Source organism: Hyalangium gracile, assembly GCF_020103725.1.
GTDB classification, from domain to species: domain Bacteria; phylum Myxococcota; class Myxococcia; order Myxococcales; family Myxococcaceae; genus Hyalangium; species Hyalangium gracile.
Genome location: NZ_JAHXBG010000004.1, coordinates 181,707 through 200,074, shown reverse-complemented (window position 1 = coordinate 200,074; position 18,368 = coordinate 181,707). Strand labels below are relative to the sequence as shown.

Sequence of the window (18,368 nt, the reverse complement as noted above, 5' to 3'; positions counted from 1 at the left end):
GCTCCTCTCGGAGCCGCAAGGGGGCGTCCTCCTCCCGAACCCGGAGGGCGTCCCCTTGTCTTTTTTCTCCGCAGGCGCTCCCACACCGGCCCACTCGAAATACAGCGAGATCGAGATTTGACAGAAAAGCCGAAATCATGCTTAATCTGTCATTACAGGATACGTCATTTTCCTGCACAAGCCGGCCAATCGCTCTCCCCCGGAGCCGCCGATGATCGAAGCGTTCGCGAAGATCTCTGAAGCGTCCAAGCTGCTGATGGAGACGGGCTTCACCCCCACCACGGTGACGTCGGCGCTGGCCCAGGTCGGCACGGCGATGGGAGTGGACCGGGTGTCCATCTTCGAGCACCAGCCTTTCCCCATCAAAGGCCGCATGGTGGCCGACGCCCGCTACGCCTGGAGCTCGCCGGGGCTGACGGCGCTCACGGACTCGCCGACGATGCGGCAGATCTCCCTGCGCGAGCTGGCGCCGCTGTGGTCCGAGGCGCTGCTGCAGGGCCAGACGGTCTCCTGCCTGACGAGCGCCGCGCCGGTGCGGATGAAGCTGCTGCTCACCGACCACAAGACGCAGTCGGTGCTGCTGGCGCCCCTGCAGGTGGGCAAGGAGAAGTGGGGCTTTGTCGGCATCGAGGACTGCCGCCGCGCCCGCGTGTGGACGGCCGAGGAGACCACCCTGCTCAAGGCCCTGGCAGGCGGGCTCGGCACGGCGCTGCGCCACCGGCAGATGCGCTCCTCGCTGTCGCAGACGCGCACCCAGCTGGCCGAGATGATGGCGCTGGGCGCCGGCCGCTGAGCCGGGTTTCACCGGGCCGCATTCCAGGTATGACGGAAGGGACGGGGTGATTCACACCCTGGGGGGTTCGTCTCGCCCCGAGGTCTGCTACCCTGGGCCCCCTCTCAAAGCACCCATGTCATCCCTGGATACCACCGCCATCAGTCGGCCGCGCATTCCTGATCCCATCAGCGGCTATCGCCTCGAGAACCTCGTCGGCATGGGCGGCATGGGCGAGGTCCACAAGGCCGTCCAGCTCTCGCTGGGCCGCACCGTCGCGGTGAAGCTGCTCAACCCGGAGCTCGCCAAGGATGGCGCCTTCGTGGCGCGCTTCGAGAAGGAGGCCGCGGCGCTGGCGGCCCTCTCGCACCCCAACATCGTCGCCATCGTCGACAAGGGGAAGACGGACACCACCTATTACCTGGTGATGGAGTTCATCGACGGGCCCTCGCTGCGCGAGCAGGTGCGCTCACCCCTGCTGACGCCCAAGGAAGCCCTGCGGATGATGATGGAGATCTGCCGGGGCGTGGAGTACGCGCACAACCGCGGCGTCATCCACCGCGACCTGAAGCCGGAGAACATCCTCTTCGATCACCAGGCCGGAGGCCTCGCCAAGGTGACGGACTTCGGGCTGGCCTCGTTCCTGGACGACGCCAACTCGCGCTTCAACCTCACCAGCACCCACGTCTCCATGGGCACGCTGTCGTACATGGCGCCCGAGCAGCGGGTGGACGCCAAGAACGCCGACAAGCGCGCGGACATCTTCTCGCTGGGCGTCATCCTCTACGAGCTGCTCACGGGCGAGGTGCCGCTGGGCACGTTTGATCCGCCCTCGAAGACGAAGCCGGGCATCGATCCGCGGCTGGATGCCATCGTCGCCCGCTGCCTCAAGCCGGACCCCGCGGACCGCTACTCCACCGTCGCCGAGCTGATGGCGGACCTGGAGCCCCTGGCTCCGGTGCTCACCTCCCAGCCGCCCCAGCCGCTCACCCGCGTGCAGCGCATCAAGGTCGGCGCGCGCCGCGTGGTGCGCACGGTGGCCCAGGTGGTGATGACGCTGGTGGTGCTGGCGGCCCTCGGCGTGCTGGGGGTGGCGTACCTGCGCAGCGGAGAGAAGCGCCCGCCGATGGTGCCCGGAGCGGCCCTCACCGGAGAGCTCGGGGCGGACATGGTGCGCACCCTGCCCGGACGGCTGGCCAAGGGCACCGAGCGCAAGTACCTGGAGGTGGGGGAGGGGCCGGATTCGGTCTCCTTCCTGACGACCGGCCGGCCGGTGACCACCGAGGGCAAGGCGCTGGTGTTCCCCGGCCTGGAGATGAGCAACCAGTCCCGCGTGGGCCGGGCCGTGGCGGACGTGGTGGACATGGAGGGCGACATCGCCCTGCTCAAGGCGGACGTGCTCGCCGACGGCAGTCCGCTCACGCCCACCGCGCGGCTGCACACCGTGCTCTACGGGCCTCCGCCGGATCCTCAGGTGGCCCTCATGCTCGTGGGCTCCACGGGGCGCTATGTGGCCTTCATCCAGGAGGGCTCCGGCGCGCCGCTGCGGCTGGAGTGGGCGCTCGGCGAGCGCCGCGGCACCATGCTGGGCCAGGCCTCGCCCACCGGCGTCGCCCACCTGGAGATGGAGGTGGACGCCGAAGGCGTGCTGCGCGCCTTCGTGGGCACGGGCAAGGACCGGCGCGCCGTCGGCGAGCCGCTCATCATCGGCCGCGACTGGCAGAAGCAGTTCGGCGAGGTGCCCCGCTCCGCCGTCGGCTGCATCGAGGGCACCTGCCGCGTGGAGGGCCTGAGCTACTCCGTGAAGCAGGCCCCGGCCACCGCCACCACCTCCACCGTGGCGGAGCTGACGCCCCGCCCCCCCGCCGCCCCCAAGCCCGTGGCCAAGGCCCCACCCCCCGCCAAGAAGCCGCCGGCCAAGGCCCCGCCTCCCAAGAAGAAGGGGCGGTAGTTGCCTGGGGTGGACACACCCTGCATGCAGATGTAGCCGCGCCCGAGGGATTGCATTATCCCTTCGGGCCCTATGCGTACCTCTCGCGGCCTCCTTGCGCTGCTCGCCCTCGTCGCCGGCCTGACCGGCTGCCCGCGCCGTCCCCCGTCCGCCACCGATCTCCTCGAGAACGCCGCCGAGCAGGCCCAGAAGGGCGGCGGCGAGGCCCGCACGCTCGCGCTCGCGGGCTTCCATGCGTACCTGGTGCAGGGAGACGCCCAGGCCGCGCAGGCCCGCTTCGACGCCGCGATCGCCAAGGACCCGGGTGACCCGTACGCCCTCATGGGGCAGAGCCTGCTCGCGCGGCGCGTGGGCGCCATGGACCGGGCCCTCGCCGCGATGCTGGCGCTGGTGGCGCGCGCGCCCAACCACCCGCTCGCCGTGCCCGCCACCCGCTACATCCTCGACCAGGTGGGCACCTCGCCCGAGCTGGACAAGCTGATCCTCGAGGGCACCCAGAAGGCGCTCGACGCGGGCGCGACGGGCGAGGCCGCCCAGCTGCTGCGCGGCTGCCAGATGGGCGTCCACCTGGTGCGCGGCGACGCCAAGGGCACGGCGGCCGGAGTCCAGGACGTGGGCGCCGCCCACGTGGCGACGCTCGTGGGTCCGTTCTCGCCCTTCCACGTGCTGTCCTTCGACGACATCACCCCGCCGGAGAAGGACGGCTCGCTGGCGGGCCCGTTCACCGGCCCCTACGGCCCGCTCACGCCGCGCACCCTGCAGGCTCCGGACGGCAGGCACCGGCTGGAGGGAGAGCCGGCCGAGAGCGATGTGTACATCCTCGCCTTCGACGCGGAGGTGACCGAGGGCGGCGTCTACCTGGCGCGCTCCGTGGCCACCTCCTCCTTCAAGGTGCTGCTGGACGGCGCCCTGCTCTTCGAGCGCCGCGCCTTCAGCCGCGCCGAGTCCACCGTCAACGGCCGCGCGGTGACGCTGGCCCCCGGCAAGCACCGCTTCGTGGTGAAGCTCATCAAGGAGAGCGCCACGGGCACCATCTCCTTCACCCTGCCGCGCGCGGACGGCCGCCCGTCGGACGCGCGCTTCACCGCCGCCACGGGGCCCGCTCCCTCCTGGACGGGCGAGGCGCCGGCCGCCCTCCAGGCTCCGAACTTCTACCCCACCGCGGCGGACCTCGCGGCCGCGCTCGAGTCCGAGGTGGGCGGGCTGCTGGCCACCTACCTGGCGGCGCGGGACGGCGTGGGGCGGGATCCCGACGGCACCCGACTGCTGCTGGCGAGCCTGGGAGACGCGGCGCGCGGAACCCCGGCCCTGCTCATGCTGAGCGCGGAGCTGGCCGCGCAGGATCGCTCCGTGCCCACCAAGGTGTCGCGCGGCCGGGCCACGAGGGATCTCGAGGCGGTGCTCGCCAAGGATCCGCGTGACGTGTCCGCGCTGCTGCTGCGCGCCGAGCTGGCCCTGAGCGACAGCCAGCCCATCTCCGCGCAGGAGGTGCTGAAGACGGCCCTGGAGATCGCCGGCCCGGAGAGCTACCCCCTGCAGATGCTGCGCGCCCGGGCGGCCATCGCGCTCCAGGTGGATGCGCAGGCCGAGGAGGCGCTCTCCGCGGCGCTCGAGGCCCAGCCCAAGCTGTGCGAGGCGCTGTCGCTGCGCTACAGCCTGGCCCGCCGGCGGGACGCCTCGGAGCTCATGGAGCAGCTCGTCGCGGACTTCGCCGGCTGCCCCAACTCGCAGGCCCGGGTGGCCGAGCACGCGCGCCAGCGGGGAGACCTGGCCACCGCGGCCCAGCTCTACGCGGAGATGCTCGCGAGGGACCCGGGCAACGTGAGCACCGGCGCCACCCTGGCGAACCTCTACGTCTCGCTGCGCCGCTACGACGACGCCGCGGCCACGCTCAAGGAGCTGGTGCGCCAGTGGCCCCGCTTCGCCTTCTTCTACAAGCGGCTGGCGGACGTGCGCGAGTACGCCGGGGCCCCGGCCGAGGCGCTCGCGCTGCGCGAGAAGGCCCTGTCGCTCGAGGGCAGTGACCTGTCCCTGCGCCGCGCGGTGATTCGCGCGAAGACGGGCAAGGAGGTGCTGCAGGACTACGCCGTCGACGGCAAGGCGGCCATCGCGGCCTACGAGTCGGCGCGCGGAGAGGAGAACGCCGCCGCCACGTTCGTGCTGGACGCGGCCGCCGTGCAGGTGTTCCCGGACGGCACGCTGGTCAACCGCATCCACACCATCCAGAAGGCGCTGGAGCAGAACGGCATCGAGGATATCGCCGAGGTGAACCTGCCCAACAACGCCCAGGTGCTGGCGCTGCGCACCATCAAGGCGGACGGCACGGTGCTGGAGCCGGAGAACATCGCCGGCAAGGACAACATCAGCCTGCCGGGCGTGAACGTGGGGGACTACGTGGAGGTGGAGTACCTGCTCTCCGAGTCGGGCCGCGGCCCCGCGCAGCCGGGCTTCGCCGCGTCCGCCTTCTTCTTCCAGGTGGCCAACCTGCCCAACAACTGGGCCACCTACACCGTGGTGGCGCCCAAGGGCACCGGCATGCGCGTGGACGCGCACGGGCTGAAGGTGAACCCGCCCGAGACGAAGGGGGACGTGGAGATCTTCTTCCACGAGGCCCGCAAGGTGCCGCCCTTCATCCCCGAGCCGGACGCGCCCTGGTCCTCCAACGAGTACCTGCCCTTCGTCATCGTCGGCGCGGGCACCACGGGCAATGATCGCATGGCGGCCATCTACGCGGACTCCTTCCACGACCGGACGCGGTGGAACGCGGACGTCCAGGCCTTCGCCCGCAAGGTGACGGAGGGCGTGTCGGGCCTGGAGGCGGTGAAGGCCCTGCACGCGGCCATCATGCAGCGCATCCCCGGGCGGGACGTGGGGCTGGCGCAGTCGGCCATCTCCACGCTGGCGCAGGACCGGGGCAGCCGGCTGATGCTGCTCAAGGCCTCCCTGGAGTCGCTGGGCATCCCCGTGCGGCTGGCGGCGGTGCGCCCCTTCTCCGCGGATCCGGCGCCCTACCTCTTCCCCACCGAGACGCTCATCTCCTACGTGGGCCTGCACGTGGAGGTGCCCGGCGAGGAGCCCGTGTGGGTGGACACCACGGTGCGCTTCGGGCCCTTCGGCGAGCTGCCCGAGAACGCCATGGGCGAGCGGGACGTGTACCTGCTGCCCGAGCCGGGCCGGCCCCTGGTGAAGCTGAAGACGCCGCCGCTGGTGGAGCGCGTCAACAAGCAGGTGGACCTCAAGCTGGAGCTCAAGCCGGACGGCACGCTCGTGGCCCAGGGCGAGGAGGTGTACATGGGCTTCACGGGCGCGCAGCTCGCCGAGGCCTTCGATGCCCTCTCCGCCGAGAGCCGCAAGCAGGCGCTCCAGGGCGCCGTCACCCGGTACTTCGGCGGCGCGGAGCTGACGTCCGTGAAGCTGGATCACCCCGAGCAGGTGGGGGCCGCCTTCACCCTGCGCTACGAGTTCAACGTCCCGCGCTTCGCCCGCATCGAGGACAAGCGCATGGTGCTGGGGCCCGTCACCTTCCCGGCCATGCTCGGCCGGCGCTACGTGCAGCTCAGCTCCCGCGACACGCCGCTGTTCCTCGAGGACTCCGAGGCCAGCAACAACCGCACGACGCTCACCCTGCCGGCGGGCTGGACGCTGCAGGACCCGCAGGCCGCCCTGGAGGTGAAGGGCCGCTTCGGCCGCTTCGTGCGCTCGGAGAAGCAGGAGGGCAACGTGGTGACGTTCCTGGAGGGCATGCGGCTGCCGCGCAACCGCGTCTACCCCAAGGACTACGACGCCTTCGCCCAGTTCGCCGGCGACGTGGACCTCATCCAGACGAGGGATCTGGTCCTCACCCGTTAGTGGGGGCTCCCACGAAGGGCCACCTGTCCCCCTGGGGCGCTGGGAGGGCGCGGGGCCCTCGCCTGCCCGGCTCCCCATGCCCCATTCCCCCTCCCCGGCTCCATCCCCAGAGTCAGGGAGGCGCTTCGGTGGACCCGGAGCGCGTTCCTTTGGGAGGGCCGATGGGCAAGCAGCTGAAGGGGCTTCGGGTGGCGGTGCTGGCGGCGGATGGCTTCGAGCAGGTGGAGCTGACGCGTCCGGTGAAGAAGCTGCGGCGCGAGGGCGCGCGGGTGGAGATCATCTCGCTGCGGGCGGGCTCCATCCGCGGGATGAACCTGCTGCTGCCCGGCAAGAAGGTGGGCGTGGACGCCACGCTCCGAGAGGTGAAGGCGGCCGACTACGACGCGCTGCTGCTCCCCGGCGGCTTCGTCAACCCGGACCTGCTGCGCCAGAGCGAGCTGGCGCGGGAGTTCGTCCTCGACTTCGAGCGGCTCGGGCGGCCCGTCGCCGTCATCTGCCACGGCCCGTGGCTGCTGGCCTCGGCGGACCTGGTGCGCGGGCGGCGCATCACCTCCTGGCCCGGCATCCAGGACGACCTGCGCAACGCGGGCGCCATCTGGGAGGACACCCCGGTGGTCCGCGACGGCACCTGGGTCTCCAGCCGGGGGCCGCACGACCTGGTGGCCTTCGAGAAGGCCATGGTCTCGCTCTTCGCCGAGCACCTCCCGGCATCCCAGCTCCGGGAGCGCCCCAAGGAGGCTCGGTCCTGGTTGCGCTGGCTCGCGGGGGGGCTGGCGGTCGCCGCGCTCGGCTACAAGCTTCGCGAGCGCGGGGCACTGGCCGTGTAATCTTCCCAGAAGTGAAAACGGCCAGCACGGAGAATAGGTGCCTGGAAAACCTTTTCTTCGCTTTGAAGTCGTCGGCGATTCCTGACCACAATCCCCGGGTCTTGCTGCGTGGCCCCCCGTCACCCGGCCCAGGAGAGGAGGTCAGGTTGTGAGCACATCCGCTTCACCCAACCGCCGCATCCTGGTGGTGGACGACAACCGCACCATCCACCAGGACTTCCGGAAGATCCTCTGTCCGGATCGCTCGCGCGACTCCACGCTGGACATGATGGAGGCCAGCCTCTTCGGGCAGTCCGAGCAGCCGGAGCAGGCGCTCAACTTCGAGGTGGACTCGGCGTTCCAGGGGGAAGAGGCGCTGCTGATGGCGCGCGCGGCCCGCCAGCAGGGCAAGCCCTACGCCCTGGCCTTCATCGACATCCGCATGCCTCCGGGCATCGATGGCGTGGAGACCACCTCCCGCATCTGGAAGGATGACCCCGACATCCAGGTCGTCATCTGCTCGGCCTACGCCGACTACTCCTGGGAAGAGATGATGCTCAGGCTCGGCCTGTCCCAGCGCCTGCTCATCCTTCGCAAGCCCTTCGACGGCATCGAGGTGCGCCAGCTCGCCTTCGCCCTCACCGAGAAGTGGGAGCTGCTTCGCACCAACCGCCTCCACCTCGAGGACCTCACACGCGCCGTCGAGGAGCGCACCCACCAGCTCACCCTCGCCAACGCTCGCCTCGTCCAGTCCCAGCGCCTGGAGGCCCTGGGGCGCCTGTCGGCCGGCCTGGCTCATGAGATCAACAACCCTCTGAGCTTCATCCTGGCCAACCTCGGCTACCTGCGCACCCAGCTGGAGGCCTCCAGCCTCACGCCCAACGACATGCAGGAGCTGCGCGAGGTGTGCGCCGAGTCCTACGAGGGCGCCGAGCGCATCCGCCGCATCATCCAGAACATCAAGCTGTTCTCCCGCCTGGACGAGGCCCCTCGCACCCGCGTCAACGTCCACGAGGTGCTCGAGCACGCCCTGGGCGAGGTGCGCTCGCTGCTGGCCTCCGACGTCCAGCTGGTGCGCGACTTCAAGAACGTCCCTCCCGTGTTCGCCAGCGAGAACGGCCTGCAGCAGGTGTTCTTCGGCCTGCTGGCCAACGCCGCCCAGGCCCTCAAGGAGGCCTCCTCTGCTCCCTCCCTTCGCGTGGCCACCGGCCTTCAGGAGGACGGCCGCGTCGTCATCGAAGTCCAGGACAACGGCAAGGGCATTGCCCCGGAGCACCTGGGCCGCGTCTTCGAGCCCTTCTTCACCACCAAGCGCATGGGCTCCAGCACAGGCCTCGGCCTGAGCGTCTGCTACGGCATCGTCCTGGGCCTGGGCGGCGACATCACCGTCGACTCCGCCCCCGGCAAGGGCGCTACCTTCCGCGTCCTCCTTCCTCAGGCTGCCGTGGAACACCCACATACGACCCCTGGGTAGGTCTTCATCCCATGTCTTTTGGGACAATCCGGCGGTGAGCGGCTGAATCCCACCTGTCCCCCCATCCTCAAGGCCCTCGAAAGTTACCGGGGTCTTTGAAGATACTGTCATCTTCAGAACAAAATCGTGGTGTGCAGGTGGGTTGTGGGGATGGAGCCCTGCAAGCACGCCCAGGGGACATGGCGAACACAAAGCCATCGAGACGACGCAGCGCACTGCCGGGGGGCGAGTGATGAACACGCACGTCGAGAGCCCTCGCGGCGGCCAGCACTGGCGCCCCAGGCAACGCAACTACGGTACTGTCCCGCCCACCGTCATCAACCGGCACGAGTTGCTCCAGATCCGAATCAACTCGTCGAGCAACGCGCGGCACGCGCTGGTGGAAAGTCAGAGACAGGAGAAGCGCTTGAGCATTCGAGTCCGGTCCGTCCCCGAGGCCCAACGCCTGCGCATGGGGTGGCCACTGTCGGACGAGGAGGTCAGGTCGTGAGCACTCCCGGTTCACCCAACCGCCGCATCCTGGTGGTGGACGACAACCGCACCATCCACCAGGACTTCCGGAAGATCCTCTCGCCTCCCGTGGCCAACGACTCGCTGGACGCGATGGAGGCGGATCTCTTCGGCCACGCGGAGGCCGCCACCCAGCTGCCGGGCTTCGAGGTGGACTCGGCGTTCCAGGGGGAAGAGGCGCTGCTGATGGCGCGCGCGGCCCGCCAGCAGGGCAAGCCCTACGCCCTGGCCTTCATCGACATCCGCATGCCTCCGGGCATCGATGGCGTGGAGACCACCTCCCGCATCTGGAAGGATGACCCCGACATCCAGGTCGTCATCTGCTCGGCCTACGCCGACTACTCCTGGGAAGAGATGATGCTCAGGCTCGGCCTGTCCCAGCGCCTGCTCATCCTTCGCAAGCCCTTCGACGGCATCGAGGTGCGCCAGCTCGCCTTCGCCCTCACCGAGAAGTGGGAGCTGCTTCGCACCAACCGCCTCCACCTCGAGGACCTCACACGCGCCGTCGAGGAGCGCACCCACCAGCTCACCCTCGCCAACGCTCGCCTCGTCCAGTCCCAGCGCCTGGAGGCCCTGGGGCGCCTGTCGGCCGGCCTGGCTCATGAGATCAACAACCCTCTGAGCTTCATCCTGGCCAACCTCGGCTACCTGCGCACCCAGCTGGAGGCCTCCAGCCTCACGCCCAACGACATGCAGGAGCTGCGCGAGGTGTGCGCCGAGTCCTACGAGGGCGCCGAGCGCATCCGCCGCATCATCCAGAACATCAAGCTGTTCTCCCGCCTGGACGAGGCCCCTCGCACCCGCGTCAACGTCCACGAGGTGCTCGAGCACGCCCTGGGCGAGGTGCGCTCGCTGCTGGCCTCCGACGTCCAGCTGGTGCGCGACTTCAAGAACGTCCCTCCCGTGTTCGCCAGCGAGAACGGCCTGCAGCAGGTGTTCTTCGGCCTGCTGGCCAACGCCGCCCAGGCCCTCAAGGAGGCCTCCTCTGCTCCCTCCCTTCGCGTGGCCACCGGCCTTCAGGAGGACGGCCGCGTCGTCATCGAAGTCCAGGACAACGGCAAGGGCATTGCCCCGGAGCACCTGGGCCGCGTCTTCGAGCCCTTCTTCACCACCAAGCGCATGGGCTCCAGCACAGGCCTCGGCCTGAGCGTCTGCTACGGCATCGTCCTGGGCCTGGGTGGCGACATCACCGTCGACTCCGCCCCCGGCAAGGGCGCTACCTTCCGCGTCCTCCTTCCTCAGGCCCCCGCCGATCTGGCGACGCCTTCTCCAGCCCCCGTGTGAGCGCCCGAGGGCGCTACATCCATCCGAGCTCGAGCCGCGCCACTTCCGACATGCGGCTCTGGTCCCAGGGCGGCTCCCACACCAGCTCCACGTGGGCCTCCTTCACGCCGGGGACGCTCGACACCTTGCGCCGCACGTCCTCCACGAGCACCGGGCCCATGCCGCAGCCGGGCGCCGTCACCGTCATCTCGATGTCCACGCGCTGACCGCCCTCGGGCAGCGGCGTGGCCTTGCACTGGTACACCAGCCCCAGCTCCACGATGTTCACCGGAATCTCCGGGTCGTACACCGTCCGGAGCTGCTCCCAGACGCGCTCCTCGTCGAAGGCGCCGTCCGCCGCCGGCTCGGGCTCGGGGGGTTTGGGCGCCTCGGCATACTCCGGCCCCAGCACGGACGCGTCCTTGGCGTCGATGCGCAGCAGCTGCCCGGTGGACTCAGACTGCACGGTGACGTTGCCGCCCAGCGTCTGCATCACGCGCAGGTCCGTGCCCGCGGGGATCATCACCCGATCCCCGCTGGGGATCAGCGTGGCCTCGCACTCGTGCTCGATGACGACCAGCCCTCTCATGCGCCCTCCCTACTCCGTGGAGACCGACTCCGCCTCACCGCGGAGCGCCGCGCGCAGCGTGTGCCACGCGAGGCTCGCGCACTTCACCCGCGCCGGGAACTCACTCACTCCAGACAGGACGGCCAGCTTGCCGAGCGCCTCGGTGTCCACCTCGGCCGGCCCCTCCGTCACCAGCTTGTGCACCTGCTCGAAGAGCTGCTCTGCCTCCTCGCGCGTGCGGTCCTTCACCGCGCCCGTCATCAGCGACGCGGACGCGCGCGAGATGGCGCACCCCTGTCCCTGGAAGCCGACGTCGCGGATGACCCCGTCCTCCACCTTCAGCGTGACGGTGAGCTGGTCACCGCACAGCGGGTTGTGGCCCAGGGCGCGGGCGTTGGCGCCCTCCACCTCGCGGAAGTTGCGCGGGCGCTTGCCGTGGTCCAGCACCACCTCTTGATAGAGGTCCTGCAGGTCCGAGCTCATCCGAACACCTCCCGCACCTTGTGGAGCCCCTGCACCAGCGCGTCCACGTCCTCGCGCGTGTTGTAGAGCGCCAGCGAGGCGCGCACCGTGGCGGCCACGCCGAAGCACTGCATCAGCGGCTGGGCGCAGTGGTGGCCCGTGCGCACGGCCACGCCCTCGCGGTCCAGGATGGTGCCGATGTCGTGCGGGTGGATGTCCTCCATCACGAAGGACACCACGCCGGAGCGCTCGCGGCCGTGGCCGAGAATGCGGATGCCCGGCACGCGCCCCAGCACCTCCTCCGCGTAGGCCAGCAGCTCGCGGTCATGCGCCGCGATGGCCTCCATGCCCACCCGCTCCAGGTAGTCGATGGCCGCGCCGAGCCCCACCGCGCCCGCCACGTCCGGCGTGCCCGCCTCGAAGCGGTAGGGCACTCGGTTGTAGAGGGTCTTCTCCATCGTCACGGAGAGGATCATGTCCCCGCCGCCCTGGTACGGAGGCATGGCCTCCAGGCGCTCCTTCTTGCCGTAGAGGACGCCGATGCCCATGGGCCCGAAGAGCTTGTGCCCGGAGAAGGCGTAGAAGTCGCAGTCCAGGTCCACCACGTCCACGGGGAAGTGCGTCACCGCCTGCGCCCCGTCCACCAGCACCGGGATGCCCTTGGCGTGCGCCCGGCGGATGAGCTCCTTCACCGGCACCACCGTGCCCAGCGCGTTGGAGACGTGCGTCAGCGCGAGGATGCGGGTGCGCGGCGTGAGCAGCTCGTCCAACCGGTCCAGAGCCAGGTCTCCGTCCGCGTTCACCGGGATGTTCTTGAGCTTCGCGCCCTGCTGCTCGCAGAGCATCTGCCAGGGGACGATGTTGGCGTGGTGCTCCAGGCCGGTGATGAGCACCTCGTCGCCCGGGCCGATGTTCTTGCGACCGAAGGTCTGCGCCACCAGGTTGATGGCCTCGGTGGTGCCGCGCACGAAGACGATCTCCTTGGAGTCCTTCGCGTGGAGGAAGCGGGCCACCTTCTCGCGCGCGGCCTCGAAGGCGACGGTGGAGCGCTCGGAGAGGAAGTGCACCCCGCGGTGCACGTTGGCGTTGTCGTGCGTGTAGAAGTTCGTGATGGCGTCAATCACCGCCCGCGGCTTCTGCGCGGAGGCGGCGCTGTCCAGGTACACCAGCGGCCGGCCCCGCACCTCCTGCTGGAGGATGGGGAAGTCCGCGCGCACCTTCGCCACGTTGAGTCGAGCCCCGCTCATGCCACCACCTCCCGCCAGGCTCCGCCCGGCAACCGCGCCGCCAGCATCTGCTCCACCCGGGCCCGGAGAGGCTCCAGGCGCACCGCGCCCACCACCTCGCTGGCGAAGGCGTAGGTGAGCAGCCGCTCCGCCTCGGCCTTGGGAATGCCCCGGGCCCGCAGGTAGAAGAGAGCCTGCTCGTCCAGCCGACCCACCGCCGCGCCGTGCGCGCACTTCACGTCATCCGCGAGAATCTCCAGCTGCGGGCGCGTGTCCACCAGCGCCTCCTCCGAGAGCAGGAGGTTGCGGTTCGTCTGGCTCGCGTCCGTGCGCTGCGCGTCCGGGCGCACCAGCACGCGCCCGTGGAAGGTGCCTCGCGAGCGCCCATCCAGCACGCCCTTGTACAGCTCGCGGCTGGTGCAGCGAGGCATCGCGTGGTCCAGGTCCGTGCGGTTGTCCAGGTGCTGCGTGCCGCGCCCGACATAGAGCCCGTTGAGCACGCACTCGCCGCCCTCGCCCGCGAACACCGAGCTCACCTCGTTGCGCGCCAGCGCCCCGCCCAGCGCGAAGGCGTGGGAGGCCAGCCGGCTGTCGCGCGCCTGCTCGGCGTGGAGGCTCGCGACGTGGAAGGCCGCGTCCGGCTCCACCTGGAGCTTGTAGTGGTGCAGCCGCGCGTTCTCGCCGAGCACCACCTCCGTCACCGCGTTGGTGAACGAGGCGCTGCCCTCCGCTCCGGCGTACAGCTCCACCAGCGAGGCCTCGCTGTTGGCGCCCGCCACCACCACCACGCGCGGGCTGGAGAGCACCGGCGTCGCGTCCGCGCCGGAGGCCAGGAAGACGAGCTGCACGGGGCCCGGGGCCACGGCGCCCGGCCGCACGTGCACGAAGGCCCCCTCGTCCAGGAGCGCCAGGTTGAGCGCGACGAAGGGGTGCGCCTCGGCGCGAGCCCTCCGGCCGAGCACCGCCTCCAGCGCCTCCGCGTCCTCCCGGATGGCCTGACGCAGCGGCTTCACCGTCACCCCGGCGGCCAGCCCCTCCAGGGAGGTCAGCTCCGGCGAGAGCCGGCCATCCACGAAGACGAGCCGGGGCCCCGGCAGCGCGAGCTGCGCCACCCGCGCCTGGAGCTCCACCTTCGAGCCCACGGCCAGGGGCGCGAAGGGCCGCGAGACGATGGGCGCCACATCCGTGTACTTCCAGTCCTCGTGCCGCGCCGTGGGGAAGCCCTGGCGCGAAAGCTGCTCGAGGCCCTGCTCCCGGAGCGTGCGCAGCCACAGGGGCGAGCTCGCGGCCTGCTCCGCCTGGAAGCGCTGGGCCACGTCGAGGTAGTGCTGGAGCCCCGCGCTCACGGGCGTGCCTCCCGTCCCGCCTGCGGAGCCAGCCGCTCCACCCACGCGTAGCCCTTCTTCTCCAGCTCCAGCGCCAGCTCCTTGCCGCCGGACAGGACGATGCGCCCGGCCGCCATCACGTGCACCTTGTCCGGGACGATGTAGTCCAGCAGCCGCTGGTAGTGGGTGATGACGAGCATGCCCCGGTCCTTCGAGCGCAGCGCGTTCACTCCGCCCGCGACGATGCGCAGCGCGTCGATGTCCAGGCCCGAGTCCGTCTCGTCGAGGATGGCCAGGCGCGGCTGGAGCACCGCCATCTGGAACACCTCGTTGCGCTTCTTCTCGCCGCCGGAGAAGCCCTCGTTGACGGAGCGGTTGAGGAAGCCCTGGTCCATCTGCACCAGCTTCATCCGCTCCTTGGCCAGCGAGAGGAAGTCCATGGCGTCCAGCTCCTCCAGCCCCTGGGTGCGCCGCTGCGCGTTGAGCGCCGTGCGCAGGAAGTGGAGGTTGCCCACGCCCGGAATCTCCACCGGGTACTGGAAGGCGAGGAACACGCCCGCCGTGGCGCGCTGCTCGGGCGACAGGGCCAGCAGGTCCTTCCCGTCGAAGCGCACCTCGCCCTGGGTGACTTTGTACGTCTCGCGGCCGGCGAGCACCTGGGAGAGCGTGCTCTTGCCCGAGCCGTTCGGGCCCATGATGGCGTGCACCTCGCCCGGCTGGATCTCCAGGTCGATGCCCTTGAGGATCTCCTTGTCCCCGATGCGCGCGTGCAGATTGCGAACGCTCAGCAGCATGTCTACCCCACACTCCCTTCCAGGCTCACTCCGAGCAGCTTCTGCGCCTCGACGGCGAACTCCATGGGCAGCTCCTTGAAGACCTGCCGGCAGAAGCCGTTGACGATCATCGACACCGCGTCCTCTTTCGAGATGCCGCGCTGCTGGCAGTAGAAGAGCTGGTCCTCGCCAATCTTCGACGTGGACGCCTCGTGCTCCACCTGCGCGGACGCGTTCTTCACTTCGATATAGGGCAGCGTGTGGGCGCCGCACTTGCTGCCCAAGAGGAGCGAGTCGCACTGGGTGTAGTTGCGCGCGCCCTCGGCGTTCTTCGTCACCTTCACCAGCCCGCGGTAGGTGTTCTGCCCGTGGCCGGCGGAGATGCCCTTGGAGACGATGGTGCTCCGGGTGTTGCGCCCCAGGTGCACCATCTTCGTGCCGGTGTCCGCCTGCTGCCGGTGGTTGGTGAGCGCCACCGAGTAGAACTCGCCCACCGAGTCATCCCCCTTGAGGATGACGCTGGGGTACTTCCACGTAATCGCCGAGCCCGTCTCCACCTGCGTCCACGAAATCTTGGAGCGCTTGTGGGCGATGCCGCGCTTGGTGACGAAGTTGTAGATGCCGCCACGGCCCTCGGCATCGCCGGGGTACCAGTTCTGCACGGTGGAGTACTTGATGTTGGCCCCGTCCAGCGCCACCAGCTCCACCACGGCGGCGTGCAGCTGGTTGGTGTCGCGCATGGGCGCGGTGCAGCCCTCGAGGTAGCTCACCGAGGCGCCCTCGTCCGCGACGATGAGGGTGCGCTCGAACTGGCCCGTGTCCGCCGCGTTGATGCGGAAGTAGGTGGACAGCTCCATGGGGCAGCGCACGCCCTTGGGCACGTAGCAGAACGAGCCATCGCTGAAGACGGCCGAGTTCAGCGCGGCGAAGAAGTTGTCCGAGTACGGCACCACCGAGCCCAGGTAGCGCTGGATGAGCTCGGGGTGCTCGCGCACGGCCTCGGAGAACGAGCAGAAGATGACGCCCGCCTTGGCCAGCTTGTCCTTGAACGTCGTGGCCACCGACACCGAGTCGAACACCGCGTCCACCGCGACGTTCTGCAAGAGCTTCTGCTCCTCCAGCGGGATGCCGAGCTTCTCGTAGGTGCGCAGAATCTCCGGGTCCACCTGGTCCAGGCTGTCCAGCTTGGGCTTCTGCTTGGGCGCCGAGTAGTAGCGGATGGCCTGGTAGTCGATGGGGTGGTACTGCACCTTCTGCCAGCGCGGCTCCTTCAGGGTGAGCCAGTGGCGGTAGGCCTTGAGGCGCCAGTCGAGGAGGAACTGCGGCTCGCCCTTCTTCTCGGAGATGAGGCGGATGACGTCCTCGTTCAGCCCGGGCGGCAGGGTGTCCGACTCCACGGCCGTGACGAAGCCAGCCTGGTACTGGCGCCGCGTCAGCTCTTGAATGGTCTCGGTGCTCATCAGGAGAGCCCTCCGGTGGTGGTCGGGCGCGTGGGCAGGTTCAGCCCGACGAGGCGCTCGACACGCGGGGTGGGGGCGCACAGGTCGGCCAGCGTCAGCCGGCCCAGCGCGTCATGGATGGCCTGGTTGATGACGCGCCAGTGGCCCCGGACGCGGCAGACGGACTCCAGCTCGCAGGCCGGCTCGGTGCCGGTGTGCTGCACGCACTCGGTGATGGCCACGGGCCCTTCCAGGGCGGTGATGATCTGCGTGAGCGGGATGGCGGCGGCCGGCCGGGCCAGCCCATAGCCGCCCGTGGCGCCACGGTGCGACACCAGCACCCCGGCGCCCTGCAGCCCCTTGAGGACCTTGCTCACCGAGGGCAGAGGAACCCGGGTGGCCTCCGCCAGCTCGCGGGCGGTGCGCGTGGCGCCCTCGTCCCGAGCCAGCTCGGTCAGCAGCACCAGGCCGTAGTCGGTCATCTTGCTCATCCGGAACATCCGGTTTCCTCTCCTGTGCGCGGGGCACTCCGCGGGCTCGCGGCGCCTCTCTACTTAAACCGTACTAAATCGGTCCACATTAAAATGAGGGGGGGTGCCGGTGGGCCGTCGGGGGGGTGGGCAAGGGGCTTCGAGGTTGAAGCCGTCGAGGGGACGTGTGAAGAGAGGGGGCCCTCTGGAGGAAGTCCGCCCCATGCACCTGCCCGTGCGCCGTTCCGCCTCGCTGTTGCTCTCCGTGCTGACCCTGGCCCTGGTGGCCTGCGAGAAGAAGTCGCAGCCCGCGCCTGCTCCCTCGACGGGCGCGCCGGCGGGCGAGGCCAAGGCGAGCCCGCCCGCTGAGTCGGACACCATCCTCATTGGGGAGGTGGGCAGCCTCACGGGCAGCGAGGCCACCTTCGGCATCTCGGCGCGCAACGGCATCGAGATGGCCATCAACGAGGTGAACGCCGCCGGCGGGGTGAAGGGCAAGAAGCTGGCGGTGCGGGTGTACGACAGCCAGGGCAGGCCCGAGGAGGCGGCGCAGGCCACCACCCGGCTCATCGCCCAGGACAAGGTGGCGGTGATCATCGGCGAGGCGGCCTCGTCGGTGTCCATGGCGATGGCGGAGAAGGCGCAGGCGGCCGGGGTGCCGCAGATTACGTACACCTCGACGAACCCCGAGGTGACGCAGAAGGGCGACTACATCTTCCGGGTGTGCTTCATCGATCCGTTCCAGGGGCTGGTGATGGCGAAGTTCGCGCGGGAGAACCTGAAGCTGAGCCAGGTGGCGGTGCTCACGGACAACAAGGCCGCGTACTCCATCGGGCTGGCCGAGGTGTTCATCGCGGAGTTCCAGAAGATGGGCGGGAAGATCATCTCCAACGAGAGCTACTCGAAGGGGGACACGGACTTCCGGGCGCAGCTCACGGCCATCAAGCGGGCGAAGCCGGAGGCGGTGTTCGTGCCGGGGTACTACACGGACGTGGGGTTGATTGCGCGGCAGGCGCGGGAGCTGGGCCTGCAGGTGCCGCTGCTGGGCGGGGATGGCTGGGAGTCCGAGAAGCTCTTCGAGCTGGGCGGCTCGGCGCTCAACGGGAGCTACTTCTCCAACCACTACGCGCTGGACAACCCGGACCCGCTGCTCAAGGAGTTCAGCGAGAAGTACCAGAAGGCCTACGGCTCGCTGCCGGACAGCGTGGCGGCGCTGGCGTATGACGCGACGAAGCTGGCGGCGGACGCGATGAAGCGGGCACCGGACCTGTCGGGCAAGGCGCTGCGCGATGCCATCGCCGCGACGAAGGACTTCCCGGGCGTGGCGGGGAAGATCACCATCAACGCCAAGCGGGACGCGGAGAAGCAGGCGGTGGTGCTCAAGGTGGAGGATGGGAAGACGAAGTTCGTCGCCACCGTGACGCCGTGAGGCGGCGGGCCCGCCGGCTCCAACGCTCGGACGCAGCTCCCGGCCCTCAAC

14 protein-coding genes are annotated in these 18,368 nt (G+C 69.9%); 7 read left to right on the top strand and 7 right to left on the bottom strand.

Annotated features, from left to right (window positions below; all coding sequences use genetic code 11):
• Positions 1-211: 211 nt before the first annotated feature.
• The 6 genes from KY572_RS09715 to KY572_RS09690 all read left to right on the top strand — a co-directional run bounded on the left by KY572_RS09715 (position 212) and on the right by KY572_RS09690 (position 10,646).
• Positions 212-793 (top strand): GAF domain-containing protein, encoded by a 582-nt coding sequence (locus KY572_RS09715; RefSeq protein ID WP_224242264.1) that lies wholly within the window; start codon positions 212-214, stop codon positions 791-793.
• Positions 794-908: 115 nt separating this feature from the next.
• Positions 909-2,723, top strand: a complete 1,815-nt coding sequence (locus tag KY572_RS09710; protein ID WP_224242263.1) for a serine/threonine-protein kinase — start codon at positions 909-911, stop codon at positions 2,721-2,723.
• Between the two features lie 72 nt (positions 2,724-2,795).
• Complete coding sequence (locus KY572_RS09705; RefSeq protein ID WP_224242262.1) at positions 2,796-6,572, top strand: tetratricopeptide repeat protein; 3,777 nt, start codon at positions 2,796-2,798, stop codon at positions 6,570-6,572.
• 161 nt (positions 6,573-6,733) lie between these two features.
• Positions 6,734-7,399 carry a type 1 glutamine amidotransferase domain-containing protein gene (locus KY572_RS09700; RefSeq protein ID WP_224242261.1) on the top strand — a complete coding sequence of 222 codons (666 nt, stop codon included), beginning with the start codon at positions 6,734-6,736 and terminating at the stop codon, positions 7,397-7,399.
• A 148-nt stretch (positions 7,400-7,547) separates the two neighbouring features.
• Positions 7,548-8,852 carry a hybrid sensor histidine kinase/response regulator gene (locus KY572_RS09695; protein ID WP_224242260.1) on the top strand — a complete coding sequence of 435 codons (1,305 nt, stop codon included), beginning with the start codon at positions 7,548-7,550 and terminating at the stop codon, positions 8,850-8,852.
• Between the two features lie 486 nt (positions 8,853-9,338).
• Positions 9,339-10,646, top strand: a complete 1,308-nt coding sequence (locus KY572_RS09690) for a hybrid sensor histidine kinase/response regulator (RefSeq protein WP_224242259.1) — start codon at positions 9,339-9,341, stop codon at positions 10,644-10,646.
• A 13-nt stretch (positions 10,647-10,659) separates the two neighbouring features.
• Here the strand turns inward: KY572_RS09690 and sufT are convergent, their stop codons facing one another.
• From sufT to KY572_RS09655, 7 genes are read right to left on the bottom strand one after another with little or no spacing between them, the layout of a single operon-like run.
• Positions 10,660-11,214 (bottom strand): putative Fe-S cluster assembly protein SufT, encoded by a 555-nt coding sequence (sufT, locus tag KY572_RS09685; RefSeq protein ID WP_224242258.1) that lies wholly within the window; start codon positions 11,212-11,214, stop codon positions 10,660-10,662.
• Positions 11,215-11,223: 9 nt separating this feature from the next.
• Entirely contained in the window at positions 11,224-11,676 is a 453-nt protein-coding gene (gene sufU / locus KY572_RS09680) for a Fe-S cluster assembly sulfur transfer protein SufU (protein WP_224242257.1), read from the bottom strand.
• Complete coding sequence (locus KY572_RS09675; protein ID WP_224242256.1) at positions 11,673-12,902, bottom strand: cysteine desulfurase; 1,230 nt, start codon at positions 12,900-12,902, stop codon at positions 11,673-11,675. The genes sufU and KY572_RS09675 overlap by 4 nt, the downstream gene beginning before the upstream one ends.
• On the bottom strand, positions 12,899-14,227 hold the full coding sequence (gene sufD, locus KY572_RS09670) for a Fe-S cluster assembly protein SufD (RefSeq protein WP_224242255.1): 1,329 nt from the start codon (positions 14,225-14,227) through the stop codon (positions 12,899-12,901). Before sufD ends, KY572_RS09675 begins: the two co-directional genes overlap by 4 nt.
• A complete protein-coding gene (gene sufC / locus KY572_RS09665) occupies positions 14,224-15,000 on the bottom strand; it encodes a Fe-S cluster assembly ATPase SufC (RefSeq protein ID WP_224242254.1) in 777 nt (258 codons plus the stop codon). The genes sufD and sufC overlap by 4 nt, the downstream gene beginning before the upstream one ends.
• Positions 15,001-15,002: 2 nt before the next feature.
• A complete protein-coding gene (gene sufB, locus KY572_RS09660) occupies positions 15,003-16,439 on the bottom strand; it encodes a Fe-S cluster assembly protein SufB (RefSeq protein WP_224242253.1) in 1,437 nt (478 codons plus the stop codon).
• On the bottom strand, positions 16,439-16,918 hold the full coding sequence (locus KY572_RS09655) for an SUF system Fe-S cluster assembly regulator (RefSeq protein ID WP_224242252.1): 480 nt from the start codon (positions 16,916-16,918) through the stop codon (positions 16,439-16,441). Before KY572_RS09655 ends, sufB begins: the two co-directional genes overlap by 1 nt.
• A gap of 205 nt (positions 16,919-17,123) precedes the next feature.
• Here KY572_RS09655 and KY572_RS09650 point away from each other — a divergent pair, with 205 nt between their 5' ends.
• Positions 17,124-18,317 (top strand): ABC transporter substrate-binding protein, encoded by a 1,194-nt coding sequence (locus KY572_RS09650; protein ID WP_407659931.1) that lies wholly within the window; start codon positions 17,124-17,126, stop codon positions 18,315-18,317.
• The last annotated feature ends 51 nt before the right edge of the window (positions 18,318-18,368 follow it).

Coding starts and splice junctions, on each gene's coding strand:
- KY572_RS09705 (WP_224242262.1), top strand. CDS start 2,796: ATGCGTACCTCTCGCGGCCTCCTTGCGCTGCTCGCCCTCGTCGCCGGC.
- KY572_RS09655 (WP_224242252.1), bottom strand. CDS start 16,918: ATGTTCCGGATGAGCAAGATGACCGACTACGGCCTGGTGCTGCTGACC.
- KY572_RS09710 (WP_224242263.1), top strand. CDS start 909: ATGTCATCCCTGGATACCACCGCCATCAGTCGGCCGCGCATTCCTGAT.
- sufC (WP_224242254.1), bottom strand. CDS start 15,000: ATGCTGCTGAGCGTTCGCAATCTGCACGCGCGCATCGGGGACAAGGAG.
- KY572_RS09715 (WP_224242264.1), top strand. CDS start 212: ATGATCGAAGCGTTCGCGAAGATCTCTGAAGCGTCCAAGCTGCTGATG.
- sufU (WP_224242257.1), bottom strand. CDS start 11,676: ATGAGCTCGGACCTGCAGGACCTCTATCAAGAGGTGGTGCTGGACCAC.
- sufT (WP_224242258.1), bottom strand. CDS start 11,214: ATGAGAGGGCTGGTCGTCATCGAGCACGAGTGCGAGGCCACGCTGATC.
- KY572_RS09700 (WP_224242261.1), top strand. CDS start 6,734: ATGGGCAAGCAGCTGAAGGGGCTTCGGGTGGCGGTGCTGGCGGCGGAT.
- sufB (WP_224242253.1), bottom strand. CDS start 16,439: ATGAGCACCGAGACCATTCAAGAGCTGACGCGGCGCCAGTACCAGGCT.
- KY572_RS09675 (WP_224242256.1), bottom strand. CDS start 12,902: ATGAGCGGGGCTCGACTCAACGTGGCGAAGGTGCGCGCGGACTTCCCC.